18 protein-coding genes and 1 CRISPR repeat array (1 of these 19 cut by a window edge) are annotated in these 18,952 nt (G+C 64.5%); of the genes, 15 read left to right on the forward strand and 3 right to left on the reverse strand.

Translation table 11 applies throughout. The features are described from left to right. Window positions 1–112 precede the first annotated feature (112 nt). Entirely contained in the window at window positions 113–1,015 is a 903-nt protein-coding gene (locus ACHQ4I_RS20520) for a hypothetical protein (protein ID WP_420773415.1), read from the forward strand. Then, the gene (locus ACHQ4I_RS20525) at window positions 1,012–1,659 is read left to right on the forward strand and encodes a hypothetical protein (protein ID WP_420773416.1); all 648 of its coding nucleotides are present in this window, start codon (window positions 1,012–1,014) and stop codon (window positions 1,657–1,659) included. The genes ACHQ4I_RS20520 and ACHQ4I_RS20525 overlap by 4 nt, the downstream gene beginning before the upstream one ends. Here ACHQ4I_RS20525 and ACHQ4I_RS20530 read toward each other — a convergent pair. Next, window positions 1,652–2,506 carry a phosphotransferase family protein gene (locus ACHQ4I_RS20530; protein WP_420773417.1) on the reverse strand — a complete coding sequence of 285 codons (855 nt, stop codon included), beginning with the start codon at window positions 2,504–2,506 and terminating at the stop codon, window positions 1,652–1,654. The two genes, ACHQ4I_RS20525 and ACHQ4I_RS20530, sit on opposite strands and share 8 nt — an antisense overlap. 147 nt (window positions 2,507–2,653) lie before the next feature. On the opposite strand from ACHQ4I_RS20530, the gene ACHQ4I_RS20535 reads away from it, so the two are divergent. After that, window positions 2,654–3,076 (forward strand): NUDIX domain-containing protein, encoded by a 423-nt coding sequence (locus ACHQ4I_RS20535; RefSeq protein WP_420773418.1) that lies wholly within the window; start codon window positions 2,654–2,656, stop codon window positions 3,074–3,076. A 58-nt stretch (window positions 3,077–3,134) separates the two neighbouring features. Here ACHQ4I_RS20535 and ACHQ4I_RS20540 read toward each other — a convergent pair whose 3' ends face one another. Next, window positions 3,135–4,424, reverse strand: coding sequence for an IS256 family transposase (locus ACHQ4I_RS20540; RefSeq protein ID WP_420773419.1), 1,290 nt, complete (start codon window positions 4,422–4,424; stop codon window positions 3,135–3,137). A gap of 134 nt (window positions 4,425–4,558) precedes the next feature. Here ACHQ4I_RS20540 and ACHQ4I_RS20545 point away from each other — a divergent pair, with 134 nt between their 5' ends. Both ACHQ4I_RS20545 and ACHQ4I_RS20550 read left to right on the forward strand, forming a co-directional pair. Continuing rightward, window positions 4,559–5,689 carry a M20 family metallopeptidase gene (locus ACHQ4I_RS20545; RefSeq protein ID WP_420773420.1) on the forward strand — a complete coding sequence of 377 codons (1,131 nt, stop codon included), beginning with the start codon at window positions 4,559–4,561 and terminating at the stop codon, window positions 5,687–5,689. 18 nt (window positions 5,690–5,707) lie between these two features. Then, window positions 5,708–6,748: an NAD-dependent epimerase/dehydratase family protein gene (locus ACHQ4I_RS20550; RefSeq protein WP_420773421.1), complete on the forward strand. Its 1,041-nt coding sequence runs from the start codon at window positions 5,708–5,710 to the stop codon at window positions 6,746–6,748. Between the two features lie 9 nt (window positions 6,749–6,757). Here ACHQ4I_RS20550 and ACHQ4I_RS20555 read toward each other — a convergent pair whose 3' ends face one another. Beyond that, entirely contained in the window at window positions 6,758–7,771 is a 1,014-nt protein-coding gene (locus ACHQ4I_RS20555; RefSeq protein ID WP_420773422.1) for a hypothetical protein, read from the reverse strand. 826 nt (window positions 7,772–8,597) lie between these two features. Here ACHQ4I_RS20555 and ACHQ4I_RS20560 point away from each other — a divergent pair. From ACHQ4I_RS20560 to ACHQ4I_RS20605, 10 genes are all read left to right on the forward strand, one after another. Further along, the gene (locus tag ACHQ4I_RS20560; RefSeq protein ID WP_420773423.1) at window positions 8,598–9,356 is read left to right on the forward strand and encodes a TetR/AcrR family transcriptional regulator; all 759 of its coding nucleotides are present in this window, start codon (window positions 8,598–8,600) and stop codon (window positions 9,354–9,356) included. 57 nt (window positions 9,357–9,413) lie between these two features. Then, entirely contained in the window at window positions 9,414–10,643 is a 1,230-nt protein-coding gene (locus ACHQ4I_RS20565) for a cytochrome P450 family protein (protein WP_420773424.1), read from the forward strand. A 14-nt stretch (window positions 10,644–10,657) separates the two neighbouring features. Next, a complete protein-coding gene (locus tag ACHQ4I_RS20570) occupies window positions 10,658–11,920 on the forward strand; it encodes a cytochrome P450 family protein (protein WP_420773425.1) in 1,263 nt (420 codons plus the stop codon). A 7-nt stretch (window positions 11,921–11,927) separates the two neighbouring features. After that, window positions 11,928–12,359 (forward strand): hypothetical protein, encoded by a 432-nt coding sequence (locus ACHQ4I_RS20575; RefSeq protein ID WP_420773426.1) that lies wholly within the window; start codon window positions 11,928–11,930, stop codon window positions 12,357–12,359. A 101-nt stretch (window positions 12,360–12,460) separates the two neighbouring features. Beyond that, a complete protein-coding gene (locus tag ACHQ4I_RS20580) occupies window positions 12,461–14,263 on the forward strand; it encodes an acyl-CoA dehydrogenase family protein (protein WP_420773427.1) in 1,803 nt (600 codons plus the stop codon). 166 nt (window positions 14,264–14,429) lie between these two features. Beyond that, the gene (locus tag ACHQ4I_RS20585) at window positions 14,430–14,609 is read left to right on the forward strand and encodes a hypothetical protein (RefSeq protein WP_420773428.1); all 180 of its coding nucleotides are present in this window, start codon (window positions 14,430–14,432) and stop codon (window positions 14,607–14,609) included. Between the two features lie 49 nt (window positions 14,610–14,658). Next, window positions 14,659–15,174 carry a phosphotransferase gene (locus ACHQ4I_RS20590; protein ID WP_420773429.1) on the forward strand — a complete coding sequence of 172 codons (516 nt, stop codon included), beginning with the start codon at window positions 14,659–14,661 and terminating at the stop codon, window positions 15,172–15,174. A 272-nt stretch (window positions 15,175–15,446) separates the two neighbouring features. Beyond that, on the forward strand, window positions 15,447–15,881 hold the full coding sequence (locus tag ACHQ4I_RS20595) for an NUDIX hydrolase (protein WP_420773430.1): 435 nt from the start codon (window positions 15,447–15,449) through the stop codon (window positions 15,879–15,881). Between the two features lie 30 nt (window positions 15,882–15,911). After that, complete coding sequence (locus ACHQ4I_RS20600) at window positions 15,912–16,157, forward strand: hypothetical protein (RefSeq protein WP_420773431.1); 246 nt, start codon at window positions 15,912–15,914, stop codon at window positions 16,155–16,157. A gap of 38 nt (window positions 16,158–16,195) precedes the next feature. Further along, the gene (locus tag ACHQ4I_RS20605) at window positions 16,196–16,408 is read left to right on the forward strand and encodes a hypothetical protein (RefSeq protein WP_420773432.1); all 213 of its coding nucleotides are present in this window, start codon (window positions 16,196–16,198) and stop codon (window positions 16,406–16,408) included. A 689-nt stretch (window positions 16,409–17,097) separates the two neighbouring features. Further along, window positions 17,098–18,952: direct repeats of the CRISPR family, unit length 29 nt; unit sequence GTGCTCCCCGCGCATGCGGGGATGATCCG (it continues 314 nt past the right edge of the window).

Below are 18,952 nucleotides of genomic sequence, written 5' to 3' on the forward strand. Positions count from 1 at the left end.
CCTTACGAGTCGCAGCTGCGCAGTGATCGCGAGCAACGCTGTGACCGAAAGGATGCGCGCCTACATCGATCCTTTCGTCGTTAGCGATTCGGGGCAGCGGCCGGATGTAACGGTGTCGATCGCCTGTAATCCGCGTGCCGTCGATATCAGCCGCCAACTGTTGAACACACGGCCACCGATCGACTGCCGTACCGCCCACCCGGGCAACCGCTACCTGGTGTGGATCGTCGACAACCACGAAGTTCTATTGCCCGAGTGGACCCATGACCATGTGGTCGAGACCGCACCGGGGACTATCACAGTCACTGGCACCGACTGCAACGTCGCAGCGACGATCGGAACCAGGGTTATTCGCCAGCTTGTCATGCGCGGCATCGAAAACCGCGGCGGCGCAAGCCTGCACGCAGGCTCCGTTGTCGTCGGCGCCGACGGAGTGCTTGTCGGCGGGCAGGCCGGATCCGGGAAGACAACCATGCTCACCGCACTCCTCGAACGACGCGCGGCGCCAGTATCCGGCGATCGGACCATGGTCATCGCCGACAGTTCGGGCTGGCGGGCAGTCGCCGTACCGCTGGCGTGGCGATTCACCCCCGAGGGGCTGGGCGGCTCTCGACTTCTCGGGCAGGCGTGGCCCGCAATGACCCCTACTCGCGGGCGTGTCCTGGTGGAAGGCAAGGCCGAACTCACCCCTGACGAGGTCGGCCAGATATTCGGGCGCGCACCGGTTTCGGATGCGCCGGTGCATCGCATCGTGGTGGTGGACCGCTCGCCGGAACCTCCACCCGATGTTGTCGACGGCTGGTATCTGCGCCGACACATGGATTTCGGTCGCGGTGACACCCTCGGCGAGGACTGGCTTAATTTGTTCCCGCACAACGGCAACCACGCACACCCATCTGAGAACCTGTGGTGGACGCGGCTCGCGGCATCTGTGCCGGTACTGGCGTTGACCTGGACCGATCCCCAGCAACTGCCGCACCTGGGCGACTCGATCCTCAAATGGATCAACTCATGAGAGGCTGCGTCCTGACCGGTGTTTGGGGTGCGGGCAAAACCACCGTGTACCAGCGAATCCTGACCAGGCTGCTCTCCGCGGACTGCCAGTCGATGGTCGCGGTGCCACAGGCAGCGACCATCACCACCCACACCTATACCAGCGGCGACCACGACAGCCACATCGCCAGAATTCTGTCCTGGCTGCACGAGCTAACTGGATTCCTCGAGCAGGTCGACCGGCGATTCCACGCGAGCACCCTGCCCGATCACCGGTTCGCCCCCCAATGGACACCGACCGCTGTCCTGGAATGTTTGGCCTTCGACCTGCCCGTCTATCGCCTACCGATAGATAGAGATGAACTGCTCGACCACGAACAGCGTCTGGCCGACCTGGGCCTGCACCTGATAGCACTGCAGGTACCCGAAACCCGGATCCAGGAACAGTGCGTTGAATCGACACGACAACATCGAAGCCCTAAATGGGCCCGCTACCTTGAAGGATTCGGTGACACCGATCTTTCGCGGGCCGAATACATCTGCCACGCCCAGCGCCGCCTGATGTCGTGGGTCAGCACCTCACCGTTGCCGTGCACGGTCATCGACACCACCGACCGCGACTGGGACGGCTACGCCACCCAAGCCGCGAAGATCATTCTTACCTGAAAGCAGACCAAACATGCTCAGCTCCATCAGAATCCAGCCACACCCCCAACCGACGCGAGTAGTCCTCGAACATGTCCCAGTCGCCGACCTGCGCCCAATAATCGACCCCGCTGATCAACTCCAGCCCCGTCGCCACCGATATCCGCTGTTCCCACAACTGCGGCCACCCCGCCACCGACGTGTAACCACTGGCGAACGCTTCCGCCCATTCAGGTCGATCCTCGAACATCCACATCGCGGGCTTCACAAAGTCCAGCACCGGATCGACCCACCGCAGATGCTCGAGGTCCAATAGTCGAAGAAACCGACCCTGACGATCGAGCAGGATATTCGGCAGGTACACATCCAGATGCGACGAAGCTGGGTGCACCGTGGTCAGCGCTGCGGCCAAATCGCACACCAGATCAGTGGCCGAGCCGAGCAACGCAGCGACTGAGGAGTCCGCCGTGGAGGTCTTCAACAACCGTCGAGTGCGTCCCTCGACCACTTCCGGCCACGTCCGCGGCCCAGACCCGAGCCCCACGACCGGATCACCGAACCCTGCCACCGGTACACGGTGCAGCTGCCCAACCGCGGCACCGGTACTGCGCACCACCTCCACCATGACAGGAGCGGGCAACAATGGGGCGGCCTCCTCTGCGTCGATCCCCGATACGTACTCGAGGACCACCAGTGGCCGATCACCGACCGCCGGGCACGCCTCAGCGAACGCCAGCAACGGTGCGACCGGGACGCGGTACTCACACAGGCGGCGGTGCTCGGCCATTCGAGCCGCCAGCGACCCACCGAGCCCGACGAGCACCTTGCACACCAGCAAGCCACGCGAGGACGACATCACCCACGACACATGATTGCGTCCTTGCCGCAACGGCCGGACTGGAAACACCCGACCGATCCCAGCCACGACCTGCCCGACCCCAAGCGCCATATCATCAGCAGTGAGCTCCGAAATCACCCCCACACGGTACGAGAACCATCCGACAGAAAGGTCCAGATGGGCACCGCCACAACCGAACTCATCGCCCGAGCAGTCATCCGCGACGGCGAGCGGCTACTCGTGGCCCGCGAACGCGGAAAGCAATGGGCCTTCCTCCCCGGAGGACACGTCGAACCCGGCGAACCGGTTGAAGCCGCGCTCGTCCGCGAAATCGCCGAAGAACTGGGTGCCCGAGCCAAAATAGTCGGCCTTATCGCCGTCGTCGAACACGGCTACATCGACGACAACGAGACCACTCACCACGAGATCAATCTCGTGTTCGACACCGAACTGCAAGACGAACCCTCCAGCCAAGAAGCGCATCTCGAATTCGAGTGGATGCCAACGACCCAACTCCCGACAACCGATCTGCGCCCGAGCGCGATGAAGGAATTCATCAGCACCACAATCCGATCGGTCTGGCACAGCTGGGCGGGCTGAGCGCACCACCGCCCGGCCCGAGGGACTATCTCGCCAAGGGTGTTTCCGGCGGTTTCTCTCAGTAGGTTTGGGCGTCGGGCCAGCGGTCGGCGAAGGTGATCGCGAAAGCGTTGACCGCGGGTTTCCAGCGCATCGTCCATCGTGCCCGACCCGCCCCGGTCGGGTCCAGGGACCGGGTCACCAGATACAGGCATTTCAGCGCGGCTTGCTCGGTGGGGAAATGCCCGCGAGCTTTGATCGCGCGCCGGTAGCGCGCGTTCAGCGACTCGATCGCGTTGGTGGAGCAGATCACCCGGCGAATCTCAATGTCGTAGTCGAGGAACGGAATGAATTCCTCCCACGCGTTCTCCCAAAGACGCACGATCGCACCGTATTTCGTGCCCCACTTCTCTGCGAGCTCGTCGAGTGCCGCTCGTGCCGCAGCGGGGTTGGGTGCGGTGTAGATCGGTTTCACATCCCGGCGCAACGCATCCCAATGCTGACGGCCGGCCAACCGGAAAGTGTTGCGGATCAAATGGATGACACAGGTCTGGACCGTGGCCAGCGGCCACACGGTCCCGACCGCGTCGGGCAGCCCTTTCAACCCGTCGCAGACCAGGAAGAACACATCTTTCACACCACGGTTGCGGATGTCGGTCAACACGCTCATCCAGAATTTCGCGCCTTCACCACCGGTGCCGGCCCACAACCCCAGGATGTCTTTCTCGCCGTTGACGGTGACACCGATCGCGGCATAGATCGGGCGGTTCGCGACTTGGCCGTCTCGGACCTTCACAACGATCGCATCGATGAACACGGCCACATAGGTTTCATCCAATGGCCGGCTCGACCACTCCTGCATCTCCGCGATCACCTTGTCGGTGATCCGAGACACTGTCTCCTTCGACACCGACGCCCCATAGATCTCGGCGAAATGCGCCGAAATCTCCCCAGTGGTAAGCCCTTTCGCATACAGCGACAACACGATCTCATCCACGCCGGTCAATCGTCGCTGGCGTTTCTTGACGATCTGCGGCTCGAAGGTCCCTTCACGATCGCGGGGCACCTCGATCTGCACCTGACCGGTCGCCTCGGTCAACACCGTCTTGGAACGAGACCCGTTACGCACATTGTTCGATTCCCGCTCAGTCGGGGCCTGGCCCTTGTCGAAGCCGAGGTGCTCGGTCATCTCCTCGTTCAACGCGGTTTCCAGGACAGTCTTGGTGAACTGTTTGAGCAACCCGTTCGGCCCGGTCAGGGATAACCCCTGGGCCTTGGCCATCCGGACCAGCTCCTGGGCCGCCAACTCCTCAGCCGAAGCCTGCACCGGCTCCTTCTTCCTCGTCACGGCATCAAGTGTCGTCATCACGGCACCTTCCCGCTGAGCATCGCTCAGCGAATCAGGCCGGAAACACCCTTAAATCCACAGTCCCCGGCCCGACTGCGGCGTTCCCTTTTGACACCCGGTGTCGCGACGATGTCGCGACGTAGGAAGATCAGCAGGTGAGCATCGACAGCGCCTTATTGGAAGCGGCCCGCGGCGAGTTTGCGACCATGCTTGACCGGCTTCAGGTGCTGGTGAATTGCGAGTCACCGTCCAACGCTCCAATCCAGCTGGAATCGTGCGCCACGCTTCTGCATCCATGGCTCTCGACCGCGCTGGATCGGCCCGTTCAGCTCAAGCGTGTGGGCGAGAACGTGCACCTGGTGGCCGAGGCCGAGGATCCGAAGGTGCTGGTGCTGGGCCATTTCGACACGGTCTGGCCAGTCGGCACAACCGAAGAATGGCCATTCTCGGTCACTGACGGGATTGCTTCTGGCCCTGGCACGTTCGATATGAAGGCGGGGATCGTTCAGGCGATCACCGCGATCGAACTCCTTTCCGACTCATCGCATGTCAGTGTTCTGCTGACCAGTGACGAGGAGGTCGGTTCGACCACGTCGCGGCAGTTGATCGAAGATCAGGCACGCAAGGCCGGCGCGGTGCTCGTGTGTGAACCGAGCGCTGATGGTGGAGCGGTGAAGATCGGACGGAAAGGGATCGCCAATTATCGCGTCGAGGTCACCGGCAAGGCGGCCCATGCCGGGCTCGAGCCCGAACTCGGCGTGAATGCCGCCGTCGAGCTCGCGCACCAGATACTTACGATCGCTGATCTGGCCACCAACGACACCTCGGTGACTCCGACCGTCCTGGCGGCGGGCACGACAGTGAATACGGTGCCCGAATACGCACGGTGCGAAGTAGATGCGCGGTCCTGGACCACAGCGGACCTCGAACGTGTCGACCGCGCGATGAATGCCCTCACACCGCGCCTGCCCAATGCTGTGGTGACCGTGTCCGGTGGGATCGACCGGCCCCCGTTCGAAGAGCCGATCGCGCGGTGGTTGTACGCCGAAGCCTCCTCTGCGGCACGCGAACTCGGGTTGGCACCGTTGCATGCGGTGCGATCTGGCGGCGGCTCCGATGGCAACCTGACCGCGGCGATCGGTGTTCCCACCTTGGACGGGCTCGGTGCGCTCGGCGGGCACCCGCACGCCCGCAACGAACATGTGGACGTCAACGCGATGCCCGAACGTGCCGCGCTGCTCGCCGCGCTGCTCGATCGGCTGGGGCAACGGTCGACCCCCGCGTGACCGATGCCCCACAATGGCATGGTGACGCGAGTTCTCATTCTGGGCGGGTCTTGGTTCCTTGGGCACGAGGTCGCCCGCCAGGCGGTCAGGCGCGGATGGGAGGTCACAACGTTCCGGCGCGGAAACAGTGGCACCGACGCAGAGGGAGTGACCGTCGTCCGAGGCGACCGCACCAACCCTGACGACTTGGTGCGTTTGGCCGAGGCCGGTCCCTGGGATCTTGTCGTCGACACATCCAGCTTCGTTCCGCGCGAAACCTTGCAATTGGCACGCACCCTCGAACCGGTCGCCAATCGCTATGTGCTGGTTTCGACTGTGTCAGTGTATAAGGGTTGGCCCATCGAGCCGCTGAGCGAGGAATCAGCAGTACTCGACTGCCCCTCGGACGCCGGACCGGACTACGGATACGACGGCGACCCCGGCCCCTCAACCTACGGGTTCGGCAAAGCCGGTTGCGAACGCGCCGTGATCGAGACGTTCGGACCCGCTCGAACAGCTCTCTTGCGGCCCGGCGTCATCCTCGGCCCCAGAGAATACGTCGGCCGACTCGAATGGTGGCTACGGCGCATGGACCGAGGCGGGCGTGTGCTTGCCCCTGGTCGGCCCGACCGCACGATTCAGCCGGTCGACGTGCGAGATGTCGCAGCCTTCGCGCTCACACCAGAGCTGACCGGAGTCTTCAACCTCACAGCGCCAGATAACGAAACAATGGACGACCTGCTGCGCGCTTGCCTGGACGTTACAGGCGGCAACGCGACCCTCGACTGGGTCACCGACGAGCAATGGCTTGTGGCACAAGGAATTCGCCAGTGGACCGAACTCCCGTTGTGGAGAACCTACAAGGGCGCGTGGGCGGTCGACTCTCATCGTGCGGTCGAGGCCGGGTTCATCAGCCGCCCCGTAGCAGACACTGTCGCGGATACCTGGACATGGCTCACCAATGGTGGAGCAGCCATCGAACACGAACGCGCTGGAGAACTAGGGATCTCACCACAGCGCGAGCAAACACTGCTCGGGCTGTGGGATGCCGCCCAGTTCGATCACTGCGGCAGCGAATAGAAGAGAGCGTTACGAGGGCGGTGGCAACGCCCGCATCGCCGTCGTGCGCGACAAGGAGATCGAGGTGAAATCCTCGATGGCCCCACCAAGTTGGAGTGCTTCGGTGGCACCCCGGTATCGCGAGGTGCCCAGCACCCGGGCGAGCAGATGGAGCCGTTGCGCGATCGCTTCGGTGCGGCGCGTGGGCACAAGTGCGAACACTGGCTGCAGCGCGGCCGCCGCGCCTGCCAGGTCTCCGCGAAGCGTGCGAGCCGCACCGAGGTCGACATGCGCGCTCAGCTCACCAGCGCCCCACCGTTGATCAGCCGGGATACCGGCGAACAGCTCGACCGCAGCTGCAGCTTCGTGTTCGGCCTGATCGCCATCGCCGAGCGCGACGTAGGCCGCACCCGCGCACAGCCCGCGGCGGGCTCGATCGAACGCCAGCTCGCCAGCGATCTCGTCGAGAAAGGGGTCGTTGCCGGCTCGGTCGAGTTCGGTTGTGGCAGCGTCGAGTTGATCGCGCACCTCGCCGCGAGCTCCGAGCAGTGCGAGAGCTCGGGCGTTGACACTGTGCAATCGCACGCGTGCTGTCCCGATCGGCGCAGTTTCGAGCGCACCGGCGGCGATCTTGGCGGCCCGCCGCGGGTACCCGGACCAGAACGCCACGGTGACTTGCAACGCGCGAGCCCACGCCTGTAACGAGGGGTGATCGATGACATTGCCGTAGGTGTGCGCGGCACGTGCCTGCTCCTCAGCCGGACCGAGCAACCCGAGATCCCAAGACACCGAGGACAAAAGCCCACACACCTGGCCCGCCAGCAGATACAACTCAGCCTGCTGGAGCGGTTTGTGCGTCCGATCGAGCTGCACGTAGATGGTGTCTCTCAACGCGACCAAATCGGTCAGCATCTCCAACGGCGGAGTGATGTAATACGCCCGCGCCGCCGCGCCTGCAGCTGCATGCAGGTGCTCCAACGCCGAGGGATCCAGCGCCGCCGCCGATTCGATCGCGTGGCTCACCGATTCATGTGCAGCGTTCACCGCGAGCTCCTGTTCAGTGACTTGTCGAGACTGGGACACGGGTGGACCGAGCAAGTCGGCGATCGGTTCACCGAACCATGATTCGAGGACCCGCCGCGCCGCTATGCGCGGATTACCATCGCCGCCCTGGAACCAACGCTTCGCCGCAGACCGAGAGACCGCGACATCCTCGCCGATATCCTCTGCTTTGCGGGCGAACTCACGCAGAAAATCGGCCACACCGAGCCGACGCTGAATCACGAGCTGTTCCAAGCGAGTACGCGGTTGCCTATCCATGACGCTCATGCCCACCTCCACCCACCGCCAACATATGTCCATTTCACTCTGTGCTGGGAGGGGCGGGCACGAAATGGCCCATATGTGGGCCGAAAAGAACTAGTTGCGAACCCTCCATGGACCACATCGCTACGCGAATGTGAAACAGCATCCGGCGCTGGAGCACAACGCGATTCCCAGTTTCGCGGACCGAAGTGAACGAACCGATTCAGGGGACGTGATCGCCGCCGCTGGGGCTGTAGGTCGACCGGACGAGGAGGAAGGCATGGAATGGGCGCTGAACATGTATTGCCGTCGCGCACGATGGTATTGCGAGCAGTGCGGAGCCGGATCGGTGCCAACGTACTGATGCAACCCGCAACGGAGCTGAACCGGTGAACTCCGCGCCGCAAGTGGCCGTGGCACCGCGGTCGGCTGTATCGAATTCCCCTGTGTCTGTTGGGGTCGATCCGGTGGCACCGCCGTCGGCCGATCAGTTGGTGGCAGCCACGCCGGACACGCGTAGCTCACAGCACCGTCTTGCCCTCGCAACCAGTAAGGCGCGTCGAACATGAGTGCACCCTTCACAACGAGGACCGCACACGCCCGCGGCTCCGAACTGACCCGTCAGCGTCTGCTGGCGACCGCGACCGATCTGTTTCTCACCGATTCCTATGCCGCGGTATCGCTTCGGCGGATCACCGAACGCGCCGGACTTACCCACGGTGCGATCGCGCGGCACTTCGCGACCAAACCTGCCGTCGCCGACGCCGTGCTGGAGCAGCTATTTCGCCACGCTCATGCTCGTGTGCATCGCTACCATGTCCGCAATCACAGTCACCTTGTCGCCACCATCTCCGCATGGGTGCTGTTCGTAGCCGCGCACCCTGGATGGGTGCGGCTCGAACTCGATCTCGGCGCCGCCGCACCAGAGGCCGTATCCCGTGACCGTTTGCATGAAATCCGTTATATGGCAACGGCTTTCATAGAAGCCGCTATGGGTGAAGCGGGAGTGGAACCGGCCGTAGCACCGGAGAGCGCCAGTGCGATGTTACTGACCAGTGTCGTTGGATACGCCACAGCGGAACGGGGCGCTCTTTCTGTCGAAACCGCCGCCGTCGTACGCACACTGGTCGAACACGTCCTCGCCGAAGCGTCGAGTGAGGTCGGCACCATGAGCGCCAATGTATCCCCGCGCGGCCAGGCCAGTGTCGCCGCTGTGATCACGACGCCTTGCACAGCCCGGCCGATCGCCGATATCGGGTTTTCCGATGCACCTCCCATGCCCGAAGGCGGTCACCAGTGCGTGGCTCGTCTCGGGTCACGGTGACCGAATCAGGAGTGACGCTTGACTGCCTCGACCCCTTCGCCCCAGGACAGTGCTCTCTTGGTTAGTGGCCCGCCGATCGCTGATGCGCCACGAGTACTGCTGTACGGCAGGGCATTTGCTGCCGATCCGCACGCGGCCTACCGAGCCATGCGGACCGATCACGGGCCGCTGGCACCGGTCGAGGTCGCGCCGCAAACACCGGCGACATTGATCACCGGCTATCGGGCTGCGCTGCGGGTGCTCGACGACCCCGGGTATTCGGCCGATCCTCGCGCCTGGCAGCGCAAGGCCCCCGCTGCAGGGTTGCCGGTGCTGGGGTGGCGACCGGACGCGCTGCACAGCACTGGTGAGGAGCACACCAGGTTGCGGCGCGCGGTGTTCGCTGCCCTGGAACGGGTCGATCAGCACGCGCTAGGACGGTCGGTCGAACGCTGCGCGGTCGCGTTGATCAACGGTTTCTGCGCGTCCGGCGAGGCCGATCTGCTCACCCATTTCGCGATCCCGCTCGTGGTCCATGTGATTCACGGCATGCTCGGGCTGTCGCAGCAAACAGCCGAGCATGCCTACGACGCGATCATGGCGATGCGCGGCGCGGTCGACCCACAAGCGGTCGAACGCAGCCACGAGATGTTGCTCGAGGCGATGACCGCCGCGGTGTCGGTCAAACGCGCCACCCCTGCCCAGGATGTGACGTCGTGGCTGCTCGAGCACACCGACAGCCGCGACAGCGGCACCGAACCCCAGCAGTTGGCCATGCTGTACGCGATCGCCACACAGCCGACGTGGAACCTCATCGCGAACACCTTGCTGCTGTTCATGACCGACCACCGGTTCGGCGGAGACATGCTCGACGGTGCGCTCTCGACCCAGGACGGGATCGACGAAGTGTTGTTCAACGATCCGCCGCTGGCCAACGCGTGCCCACGTTTTCCGACGGGCATGAAGCTCCTCGCTGACAACACCCTGCCTGCACACCAGCCGGTTCTGATCAGCCTCGCGGGGTGTCACACCGATCCTGCGGTCGACGTTGAGCGCACCGATAACCGTCGGGGTAACCGATCCTATTTGTCTTTCGGTGCGGGCGAGCATGCATGCCCGGACCCAGCACAGCAGATAGCAACGCTCATCGCGCACGAATCCCTCGCTCAGATGCTGGACGCACTACCGGACATCCACTTGGGCGTGCCCGCCGAGGAGCTGGCATGGCTGCCCAGTGCATTCCATCGTGCACCGGCGGCGCTACCTGCGGTCTTCCCGCCATCAGCACCGCTCCCGCTGCCTATATAGAGGAGACCTCAGCCGTGCAGCAGAACACCCCTGCGGCTCCCACAGCGGACACGCCGCTGGTGCCCATCGAAGAGATCGGTCCCGGCGATCGATACCTCCTCCACACCCCCGAGTTCGCGCAAGACCCACACAAAGCCTACCGGCACATGCGCAGTACATACGGGCCGCTGGTGCCGGTCGAGCTCGCGCCGGGTGTGGAAGCGACGCTGGTGATCGGCTACCACCTCGCGGTGGAAATTCTCGACGATGACAAGCGTTTCCCTGCGGACCCGCGTGTATGGGAACGCACCGTGCCCACAGACTGCCCGATCTTGCCGATGGTGGGGTGGCGGCCCAACGCGCTGCGCAACTCCGGTGATATCCACTCCTTCTATCGCGGCGCCAACCATGCCGCTCTCGACGGTATCGATCAGCTGGCCCTGCGTGACTTGGTGATCGGGATTGCCGAGCCGCTGATCAACACGTTCTGCGGTATCGGGACTGTGGACGTGATCGGCGGCTACGCACTGCCGCTGGTGTTTTCGGTCGTGAACAGGCTGCTGGGCTGTCCGAACGATATCGGCAACAACGTGCGAGCGGCGATGGCCGCGATGTTCGAATCCACCGACACCGAACACGTCAACAAGATGCTCGGCGATGCACTCGGCCAACTCATCGCCATGAAGCGTGCTCAGCCCGGCGACGACATCACCACGAGGCTGCTCACTCATAAACCCCCGCTGTCGGAGGAGGAACTGATCAACCAGCTGGTCACCCTGTACGGCGCGGGTATCGAGCCGACGGTGAACCTGATCGTCAACACGCTGTTGATGATGCTGACCGACGACCGATTCGCCTGCGGTGCAGAAGGATTCGGTGCACCGACCATCGACGCGGTCTGGGAGAACTTGATCTACAACCCGCCGATGGCCAACTACTGCTTGTCCTACCCGCCGCAACCGATCAACAAGGGCGGGGTGTGGCTGCCCGCGAACAAGCCGGTCGTGATCAGCATGGCCGCCTGCAACAACGACCCCAAGGTCAACAACGGCGAATTCCTCACCACGGATTGGGGTTTGGCCTTCAGTACCGGCAAGCACGCCTGCCCTAAACCAGCACGCGATGCCGTAATCCAAATCGTCTGCATCGCCATCGATTACCTGTTCGACGCATTGCCCGAACTGACGCTGGCACGGCCCGAAGAGGAGTTGGTCTGGCGTCCCGGGCCCTTCCACCGTGCCCTGGTTGAACTTCCCGTCGCCTTCCCCAAATCCCCGCCTCTGCCCATCGCCGCCTAGGAACGATATGACCACCATCTACCGTCCTGTCCCGCATCCCGTCCTCGACGCTCACGCTGTCGCGTTCTTCGACCGCCAGCTGTCCACCGTCACGCTGACCGAGATGCAGGCGTTGACTCTCTGCGATGTCTTCGAAAGCCCTGTGGCGTACGCCGAAGATTCGTGGTTGCTCGAGCCGGGCCGACGTATGGCAGAGGAGGTCCGCGCGCGGGCCGCCGAAGATCCCCACCACGGCGAGCGGTGGGGCGTGGCCTTCGCCTCACTCGCTACGCTCTGCGAATCCTTGCATCCGGCACAGGCTTTCGCAGTCCTCGACGCGATCGACCGGTACTGGATCAGCGACCGCGACGACGCCTTGTGCGCGGTAGGTCTGGTCCGCGGGCCCACAGTCGATATTGCGTCCGTCCCGGCACTACCACAGGCACGCTGCACGGCCTGACACGAAAGGTCGTGCAGCACAGAAATATTCGGTGATACGCAACTCGGCACACCCGCGCGAGGAGTGCGTCACTGGCGGTAGAACCCGAAGGTGAGGAAGCCATGACAACACATCCCATGGTCACACCGAATTATCCGGTCGACGCCGATCCCGTGGTCGACGCCTTGCGGGCGGTGCTGGTCGGCTTCGACGGCCCTGTGCACGCGTGGGTGCGCGAGGCGGTGCTCAAGGTGGGGGACGTGCCGAGGTTCGGACTCACGTATGCCCAACAAGCCCGTCGCGCACCGGATCTGTTACGTGTGATGATTGAGACGATGGGCGGGTCCGCGCTCGACATCGCCAGTGACCCGCGCGTGCGGGGCATCATGTTCGAGTGGGCTGCCATCGCGGCACCGACAGTGCTGACGGTTTCCAGCGGGCATTTCAACCTGGTAGGGCCCATTGTCGCCGCTGCGGCGGGCAAGTCGGAGTACGTGCGCCGATGCGCTGCTGACCTCGACACAGGTGCCGCGGTGGGAGTGCTGGCACTGACCGAACTGGCCGGTACCAACGGCGCCAACTGTCGCACAACCGCCACCTGGGACGCCGCAGCGGGCGGGTTCCGGCTAGCGACGCCCACCGACGGCGCCGCCAAGTTCATGCCGAATGTTGCGGACTCCTCGGTCGCGAAGATCGTCGTGGTCACAGCACGCCTGCACATCGGTGACCACGATGAAGGGGTGTTGCCGTTCCTGCTGCCGTTGCGCGGCGCGGACGGACAGTTGGCTCCTGGTGTGCAGGTCGCGGCGCTGGCCGAGACGGTCGGCCCAGCAATGGATCACGCGCTGATTCGGTTCGACCCCGAGCAGTGTCTACTACCCCGCCAGGCACTGCTGGGTGGGGACTGGGCAGGTATCAGCCACGATGGGGAATTCCACTGTGCTGTGCCGCTGGAAGAACGGTTCGCCCGCACCAGCGCCGTGCTCGACGACGGCCGCCTGGACCTGCCCAACGCCGCCATCGCCAGTGCCCGTGCGGCTTTGGCAGGCTTGGTCAACTACGCGCCTCAACGCCGACCCGGCAGGACAGTGATGATCGACCGTGGCCCGGTCCAACGCGACCTGGCCAGCGGGGTGGCCGCGGTCTGGGCAGCCAGCGTCCTGGGCCGCCGACTTCGAGATCTGCGTGCCGCTGATGCACCGACCTGGTGTTCGTTGTGGCCGATGGTGGCGAAACCGTTGTTGTCCGGCATCGCTTTCCAGGTGCTGGTCAGCTGCCGACGCCGCGCCGGTGCTCAGGGAACCTTGCGCAGCAACTACATTCCCGACTGGAACGCCAACACCGACCGCATCTCGACCGCCGAGGGCGACGACCAGATCATGCGAGAGGCGGCGGGACGCCAATACCGCGCTCTGCTCGAGCTGCGGCTCCCCGGTACACCCGAACACCTGCCCACACATATCGAGTTGCTGACCGAGCGCGAACACGCCATCGCAGACGGCCTGCACCGCGGAGATTTCGGCGCGGCCGGTCCGGTATGGGGCGCGGACTCCGCAGCCGCCGAACTAGCGACCGCGACCGGGGAACGGCTCGCGGCGACCGCCCTGCACATGGCCGGGTCCACCGCGACCGACCTGCCCGCAGGTCAGCTGATCTGTTCCGCTGAAACGGCCTATGCGCTGGACCGGATCTGGGAACGCGGCGGCTGGTACACCGCGCACGGTCTATTGACCACCGCCGGGGCAGAACAGGTCTGCAAGGACTTGGCCCGCCACCGCGGCATCCTGGCCGACTCCCTTCCGACACTCGTCGCTGCCTTCGACATCCCCAGGCTACCCGGTGCCCCGTTGTTCGCCCGCGACTACATGCAGCCGTACCGGCAGATCTGGAACGGCGCGAGCGCCGCCGACAGACACACCGCGTGAACCCGCCGTCGACCGGTCCGGCGCCCGAACCGGGCCGGTCGACGGCACGACGGACTTGCCTGCATCCCGCACGGACCCTCTACACGACAACGCAATTCAGCCATGAGCTGCAGACGGGTGGGGGGATTCGCCCGAAGTTGCTCAGCACCGAATCAGGAGGACAGGAATGCACCCGATCCCCAGCGTCGACTTCGACGACGAGACCGAGAACCATAAACCGCAGCTGCCGATACCGTCGGTACTGCCGACGGTGAACGAACTGTGCGCTGCGATGGCTGGCAGCGGTGGATTACCCTGGCCCGCCGCCGAGTCGTTGCCACGCAACGCGAGTACCGCATGCTGGTGACCGGCCGCACCTGGATCGAAGGCCCAGAACCAGCATTGCGAGATCGGTGATGACGCAGGAACCGACACCGGCACACAAGCCGGTGCTGTCCGGCGTCGGCCAAGGGCTGTCAAACGCTGCGAGCGATCGACCCCCAGGTGACGACGACGTCCGGGGCCGCGGCGAGATCGTGAAGGCCCCGAAAAACTGTGGGCGCAACAAGTTCGCAGCCGCTCTCTTACACACTGACTTGCGTCCGGACAATATGGTCCTGCGCCGCAACGGCACAGTGGCAGTGATCGACTGGTCGTGGCCGTGCCGCGGCGCAGCCTGGATCGACCTCGTCGCGCTGGCTCCATCGATCGCGGCCAGCGGTGTCGACCCGGACCCCATCCTTGCCGCGCATCCGTCGACTCGTGATGTCGAGTCAGCGGCGATAGCCGCCGTCAGCTGTGCGCTGGTCGGCTACTGGGAGCACAACAGCCGCCAACCCGCCCCACCACGATCACCGAATTTTCGCCGCCACCAAGCACACTCGGCGCAGGTGTCACGAGCATGGCTGAAGCGACGGCTGGCATGGCCGTAGAAATGGCGCCGCCAACGATCTCACTGGACAGATCCTTCGAGTCGTCGCCTGGATGACTACTGCTCGCTGGCCGCGCCGCGCGAAAATGTTTGGAACACAGGCTATTTGACGACAGAACCGACGGTGTGGCGCCAGGGTGACCACCTGGGATCCGCTACTAGACTGCCTGGCTGGAGACGACCGTACATGCCGTCGCAGGGCTGGGCTCGGTCTGGCAGCTCGCTTATTGCACGCCACCTTGATTCCATGATTCGCAGGAAGGTTTGCCCCTGATGCCTGAGAAGGTCGTCAAGGAGAAGGTACTGGTCTACGTCGTTGGCGACGGCAAGCTGCTGGTGTTCCGGCACACCGACTACTCGTGGGAGGAAGTCGGGATCCAGGTGCCCGCCGGCAGCATTCGCGCCGGGGAAACGCCCGAGGATGCGGCGCTGCGCGAGGCGCGGGAGGAGACCGGGCTGTCGGAGTTCAAGATCGTACGCAAGCTCGGAGAAGCCGAGTACGACATCAGCCCCTACCGGTTCGAGATCCAGCACCGGCACTTCTTCGAGCTGGAGGTGTGCCAGGACGCGACGGACCGGTGGGCAAGCCAGGAAGACCACGACGGCGAGGCGGAGCCGACACGGTTCGAATGCTTCTGGATTCCGCTTGAAGCGGCCCACGTCCTGCAATCGGGACAGGGCGCTCTGCTCGGCCGCCTCGTCGACTGAGCCAGACCAAGCCACCGATTCTGGTTGGGAGTGAGCCCTGTGGACGGGGACAACGACAGCGCGTACTTGACGATGACGCAAACCGGAACCGAGACAGCGGTGTCGGTGATCCTCGAGCTGCGCGGACAGACCTGCGACATCGACTGTCTCTACTGCTATGAGAAACGCAAGGAATCCCTGGGCGGCGCCCGTATCGGTGTGCAGGACATAGCGCGGTTGCCGCAGCTGTTCGGCGGTCGTCGGTTGGTGGTGGAGCTGCACGGCGGGAACCCCTGAGCGCCGGGCAGCCCTACCTGCGTGAGGTGCTCTCCGCCTTGGCCGAACAGCCGCTGGTGCAACGCGCGACGTTGCAAACCAACGGAATCCGCCTGGACGATTCGTGGTTGGACCTGTTCGACGAGGTGTATCCCTACTTGCGGGTCGGGATCTCCCTCGACGGCGACCGCCGCGGAAACATCTGGCGCGTCGGCTACGACGGCGAGGAAATCTACCCTGCCATCGTCGCCGCACTGGACCGATGCGGTTGAGCGCGGCCGAAATGTCGGCATCATCACCGCGGTGACCCCTGCCGTGCGGCCGGGCAGCCGCTGTTCTGGATTATCTGTCGAGCTTCCCCCGCAGTGGACGCGATCAGTTTCGTCCCCTGTTTCGACTCATCGATCACGAAACAGACCGCCACCACTGGTTACCGGATCTCACCCAGTCGGATTTCGCAGCGCGCCAACCTATCCGATGCAGGACCGGCATGGGCGATCACCCCCGACGAATACGCCGATTCGTGCTCGGCGCCGCAGTGGTGTGGGTGCGCGGCGGCGCGCATCGCAGAGTGAAACTGGAGCCGGTCGTCTCGGCGATTCGGCGGCTGCGCGGCGCTGACACCGGGTTCTGCCACTTCTCCAACCTCGAGTGCGACCATGTGTTCACCCTCTATCCCACTGCAGGTTCGGCAGCTGCGACGAATTGCCCTGGCCCGACACACAATTAGGCCAGCTATCTGCACAGGCCAGTGTCCGAATGCCATCCTGACAGCTTTCGGACGCGGGCTGTCGAGCCGACGATAAGCCGAGAGATCGGACATGTGCGCATCGAGCAGCATATCGTCGTTGGAGTGCCCGGCTGTCCCTGCCTTGTTGGAGGAGCTAACCGATGCGATGACAACGTGAACAAACCGATTGAAATTCTTCGAATCGTGTAAGGAAAAGCCAGGTCAAGAAGTGTGCTCCCCGCGCATGCGGGGATGATCCGACCGGGAAGCGTTTTCGCTCCTGGTCTTTCTTGTGCTCCCCGCGCATGCGGGGATGATCCTCCTCGACCGTCGCCCGCGAGGTGCTGACCGATGTGCTCCCCGCGCATGCGGGGATGATCCTGCGTCGCGGTAATCGCCGTCGGTGGTCTCGATGTGCTCCCCGCGCATGCGGGGATGATCCGCCGATCACGCAGGTGTTTTCGTGGGTCACCAAGTGCTCCCCGCGCATGCGGGGATGATCCGTTGTCCCAGGCGTGGACGACGTTGTCCCAGGCGTGCTCCCCGCGCATGCGGGGATGATCCGCCACGATAACCGGCTCGAACGGCAACTTCGCCGTGCTCCCCGCGCATGCGGGGATGATCCTTGTCGCGTACGCTCTCGCGAGCCTTGGCGAATGTGCTCCCCGCGCATGCGGGGATGATCCGCTCGTCGAGACTGGGTTCGGCTACCGGCTCGCGTGCTCCCCGCGCATGCGGGGATGATCCGGTGCCCGCACGAGCGTGACCCGCTACAAGGCGGTGCTCCCCGCGCATGCGGGGATGATCCGACCCTCTGAAGCGCGGCGGCCGACTTGGTACCGTGCTCCCCGCGCATGCGGGGATGATCCGCCCTGGATAAAGCCGTAGAGCAACGGGGCCTCGTGCTCCCCGCGCATGCGGGGATGATCCGTTGCCCGCGATCGACATTCTGATGGCCCAGTGGTGCTCCCCGCGCATGCGGGGATGATCCGAACGAGACCAGCGACCCGAACAGCAGGAACATGTGCTCCCCGCGCATGCGGGGATGATCCGCACTACACCAGCGTCACAGCAGTGCTGGAGTGGTGCTCCCCGCGCATGCGGGGATGATCCGCCGATGACCCTCTTCGGGTCACCGAGCCACTCGTGCTCCCCGCGCATGCGGGGATGATCCGGAAACCTGACCACGGCGCTGGCCCAGGATCCGGTGCTCCCCGCGCATGCGGGGATGATCCTGACCGATGACGAACAGCGCGACGCGACCTATGGTGCTCCCCGCGCATGCAGGGATGATCCGCGTTCCCCGGTCGGGTCCGAAAGTTCCCGCATGTGCTCCCCGCGCATGCGGGGATGATCCGTAGGCCAGGCGCGGCAGATGCCGCGGTGTGACCGTGCTCCCCGCGCATGCGGGGATGATCCTCCATGGTCTAGCCGGTGTGCTCAGTCCTGGCTGTGCTCCCCGCGCATGCGGGGATGATCCCCGCACATGCCTGTCATGGAACCGGCCGATCTTGTGCTCCCCGCGCATGCGGGGATGATCCCAGCAAGACCACATTGACCTCGGCGTGGCCATCGTGCTCCCCGCGCATGCGGGGATGATCCGTCTCTGTCCTGCGTGTCCTATCCGTTACGTACGTGCTCCCCGCGCATGCGGGGATGATCCGGACGCTTCGCGTTGGATTTTCTGGGCTACCTCGTGCTCCCCGCGCATGCGGGGATGATCCGTGCTGACAGTCAACATTGCCGAATACTTTCGAGTGCTCCCCGCGTATGCGGGGATGATCCCCTCGGTCAGGCCCATTTCGCCAGCCTGGGCAGGTGCTCCCCGCGCATGCGGGGATGATCCGGGCTCGGATTCCGGCACGTCACCGGTTCGGGCGTGCTCCCCGCGCATGCGGGGATGATCCATCACCGATGTGCCCCCGCGCGGTGCCCGCGCCGTGCTCCCCGCGCATGCGGGGATGATCCGGTTCCGATCAGGTCGTTTCGGCGAAGCGTGCGGTGCTCCCCGCGCACGCGGGGATGATCCTCGTAGACGACACAACAGATTTGGCGCGCGCCCGTGCTCCCCGCCCGCGCATGCGGG

Source organism: Nocardia nepalensis (assembly GCF_048910785.1).
In the GTDB taxonomy this organism is placed as follows: domain Bacteria; phylum Actinomycetota; class Actinomycetes; order Mycobacteriales; family Mycobacteriaceae; genus Nocardia; species Nocardia nepalensis.

Bases quoted from the DNA above. Each gene is read 5' to 3' on its own strand.
- ACHQ4I_RS20525 (WP_420773416.1), top strand. From the start codon at position 1,012: ATGAGAGGCTGCGTCCTGACCGGTGTTTGGGGTGCGGGCAAAACCACC.
- ACHQ4I_RS20550 (WP_420773421.1), top strand. From the start codon at position 5,708: ATGGTGACGCGAGTTCTCATTCTGGGCGGGTCTTGGTTCCTTGGGCAC.
- ACHQ4I_RS20535 (WP_420773418.1), top strand. From the start codon at position 2,654: ATGGGCACCGCCACAACCGAACTCATCGCCCGAGCAGTCATCCGCGAC.
- ACHQ4I_RS20590 (WP_420773429.1), top strand. From the start codon at position 14,659: ATGACGCAGGAACCGACACCGGCACACAAGCCGGTGCTGTCCGGCGTC.
- ACHQ4I_RS20575 (WP_420773426.1), top strand. From the start codon at position 11,928: ATGACCACCATCTACCGTCCTGTCCCGCATCCCGTCCTCGACGCTCAC.
- ACHQ4I_RS20560 (WP_420773423.1), top strand. From the start codon at position 8,598: ATGAGTGCACCCTTCACAACGAGGACCGCACACGCCCGCGGCTCCGAA.
- ACHQ4I_RS20580 (WP_420773427.1), top strand. From the start codon at position 12,461: ATGACAACACATCCCATGGTCACACCGAATTATCCGGTCGACGCCGAT.
- ACHQ4I_RS20595 (WP_420773430.1), top strand. From the start codon at position 15,447: ATGCCTGAGAAGGTCGTCAAGGAGAAGGTACTGGTCTACGTCGTTGGC.
- ACHQ4I_RS20585 (WP_420773428.1), top strand. From the start codon at position 14,430: ATGCACCCGATCCCCAGCGTCGACTTCGACGACGAGACCGAGAACCAT.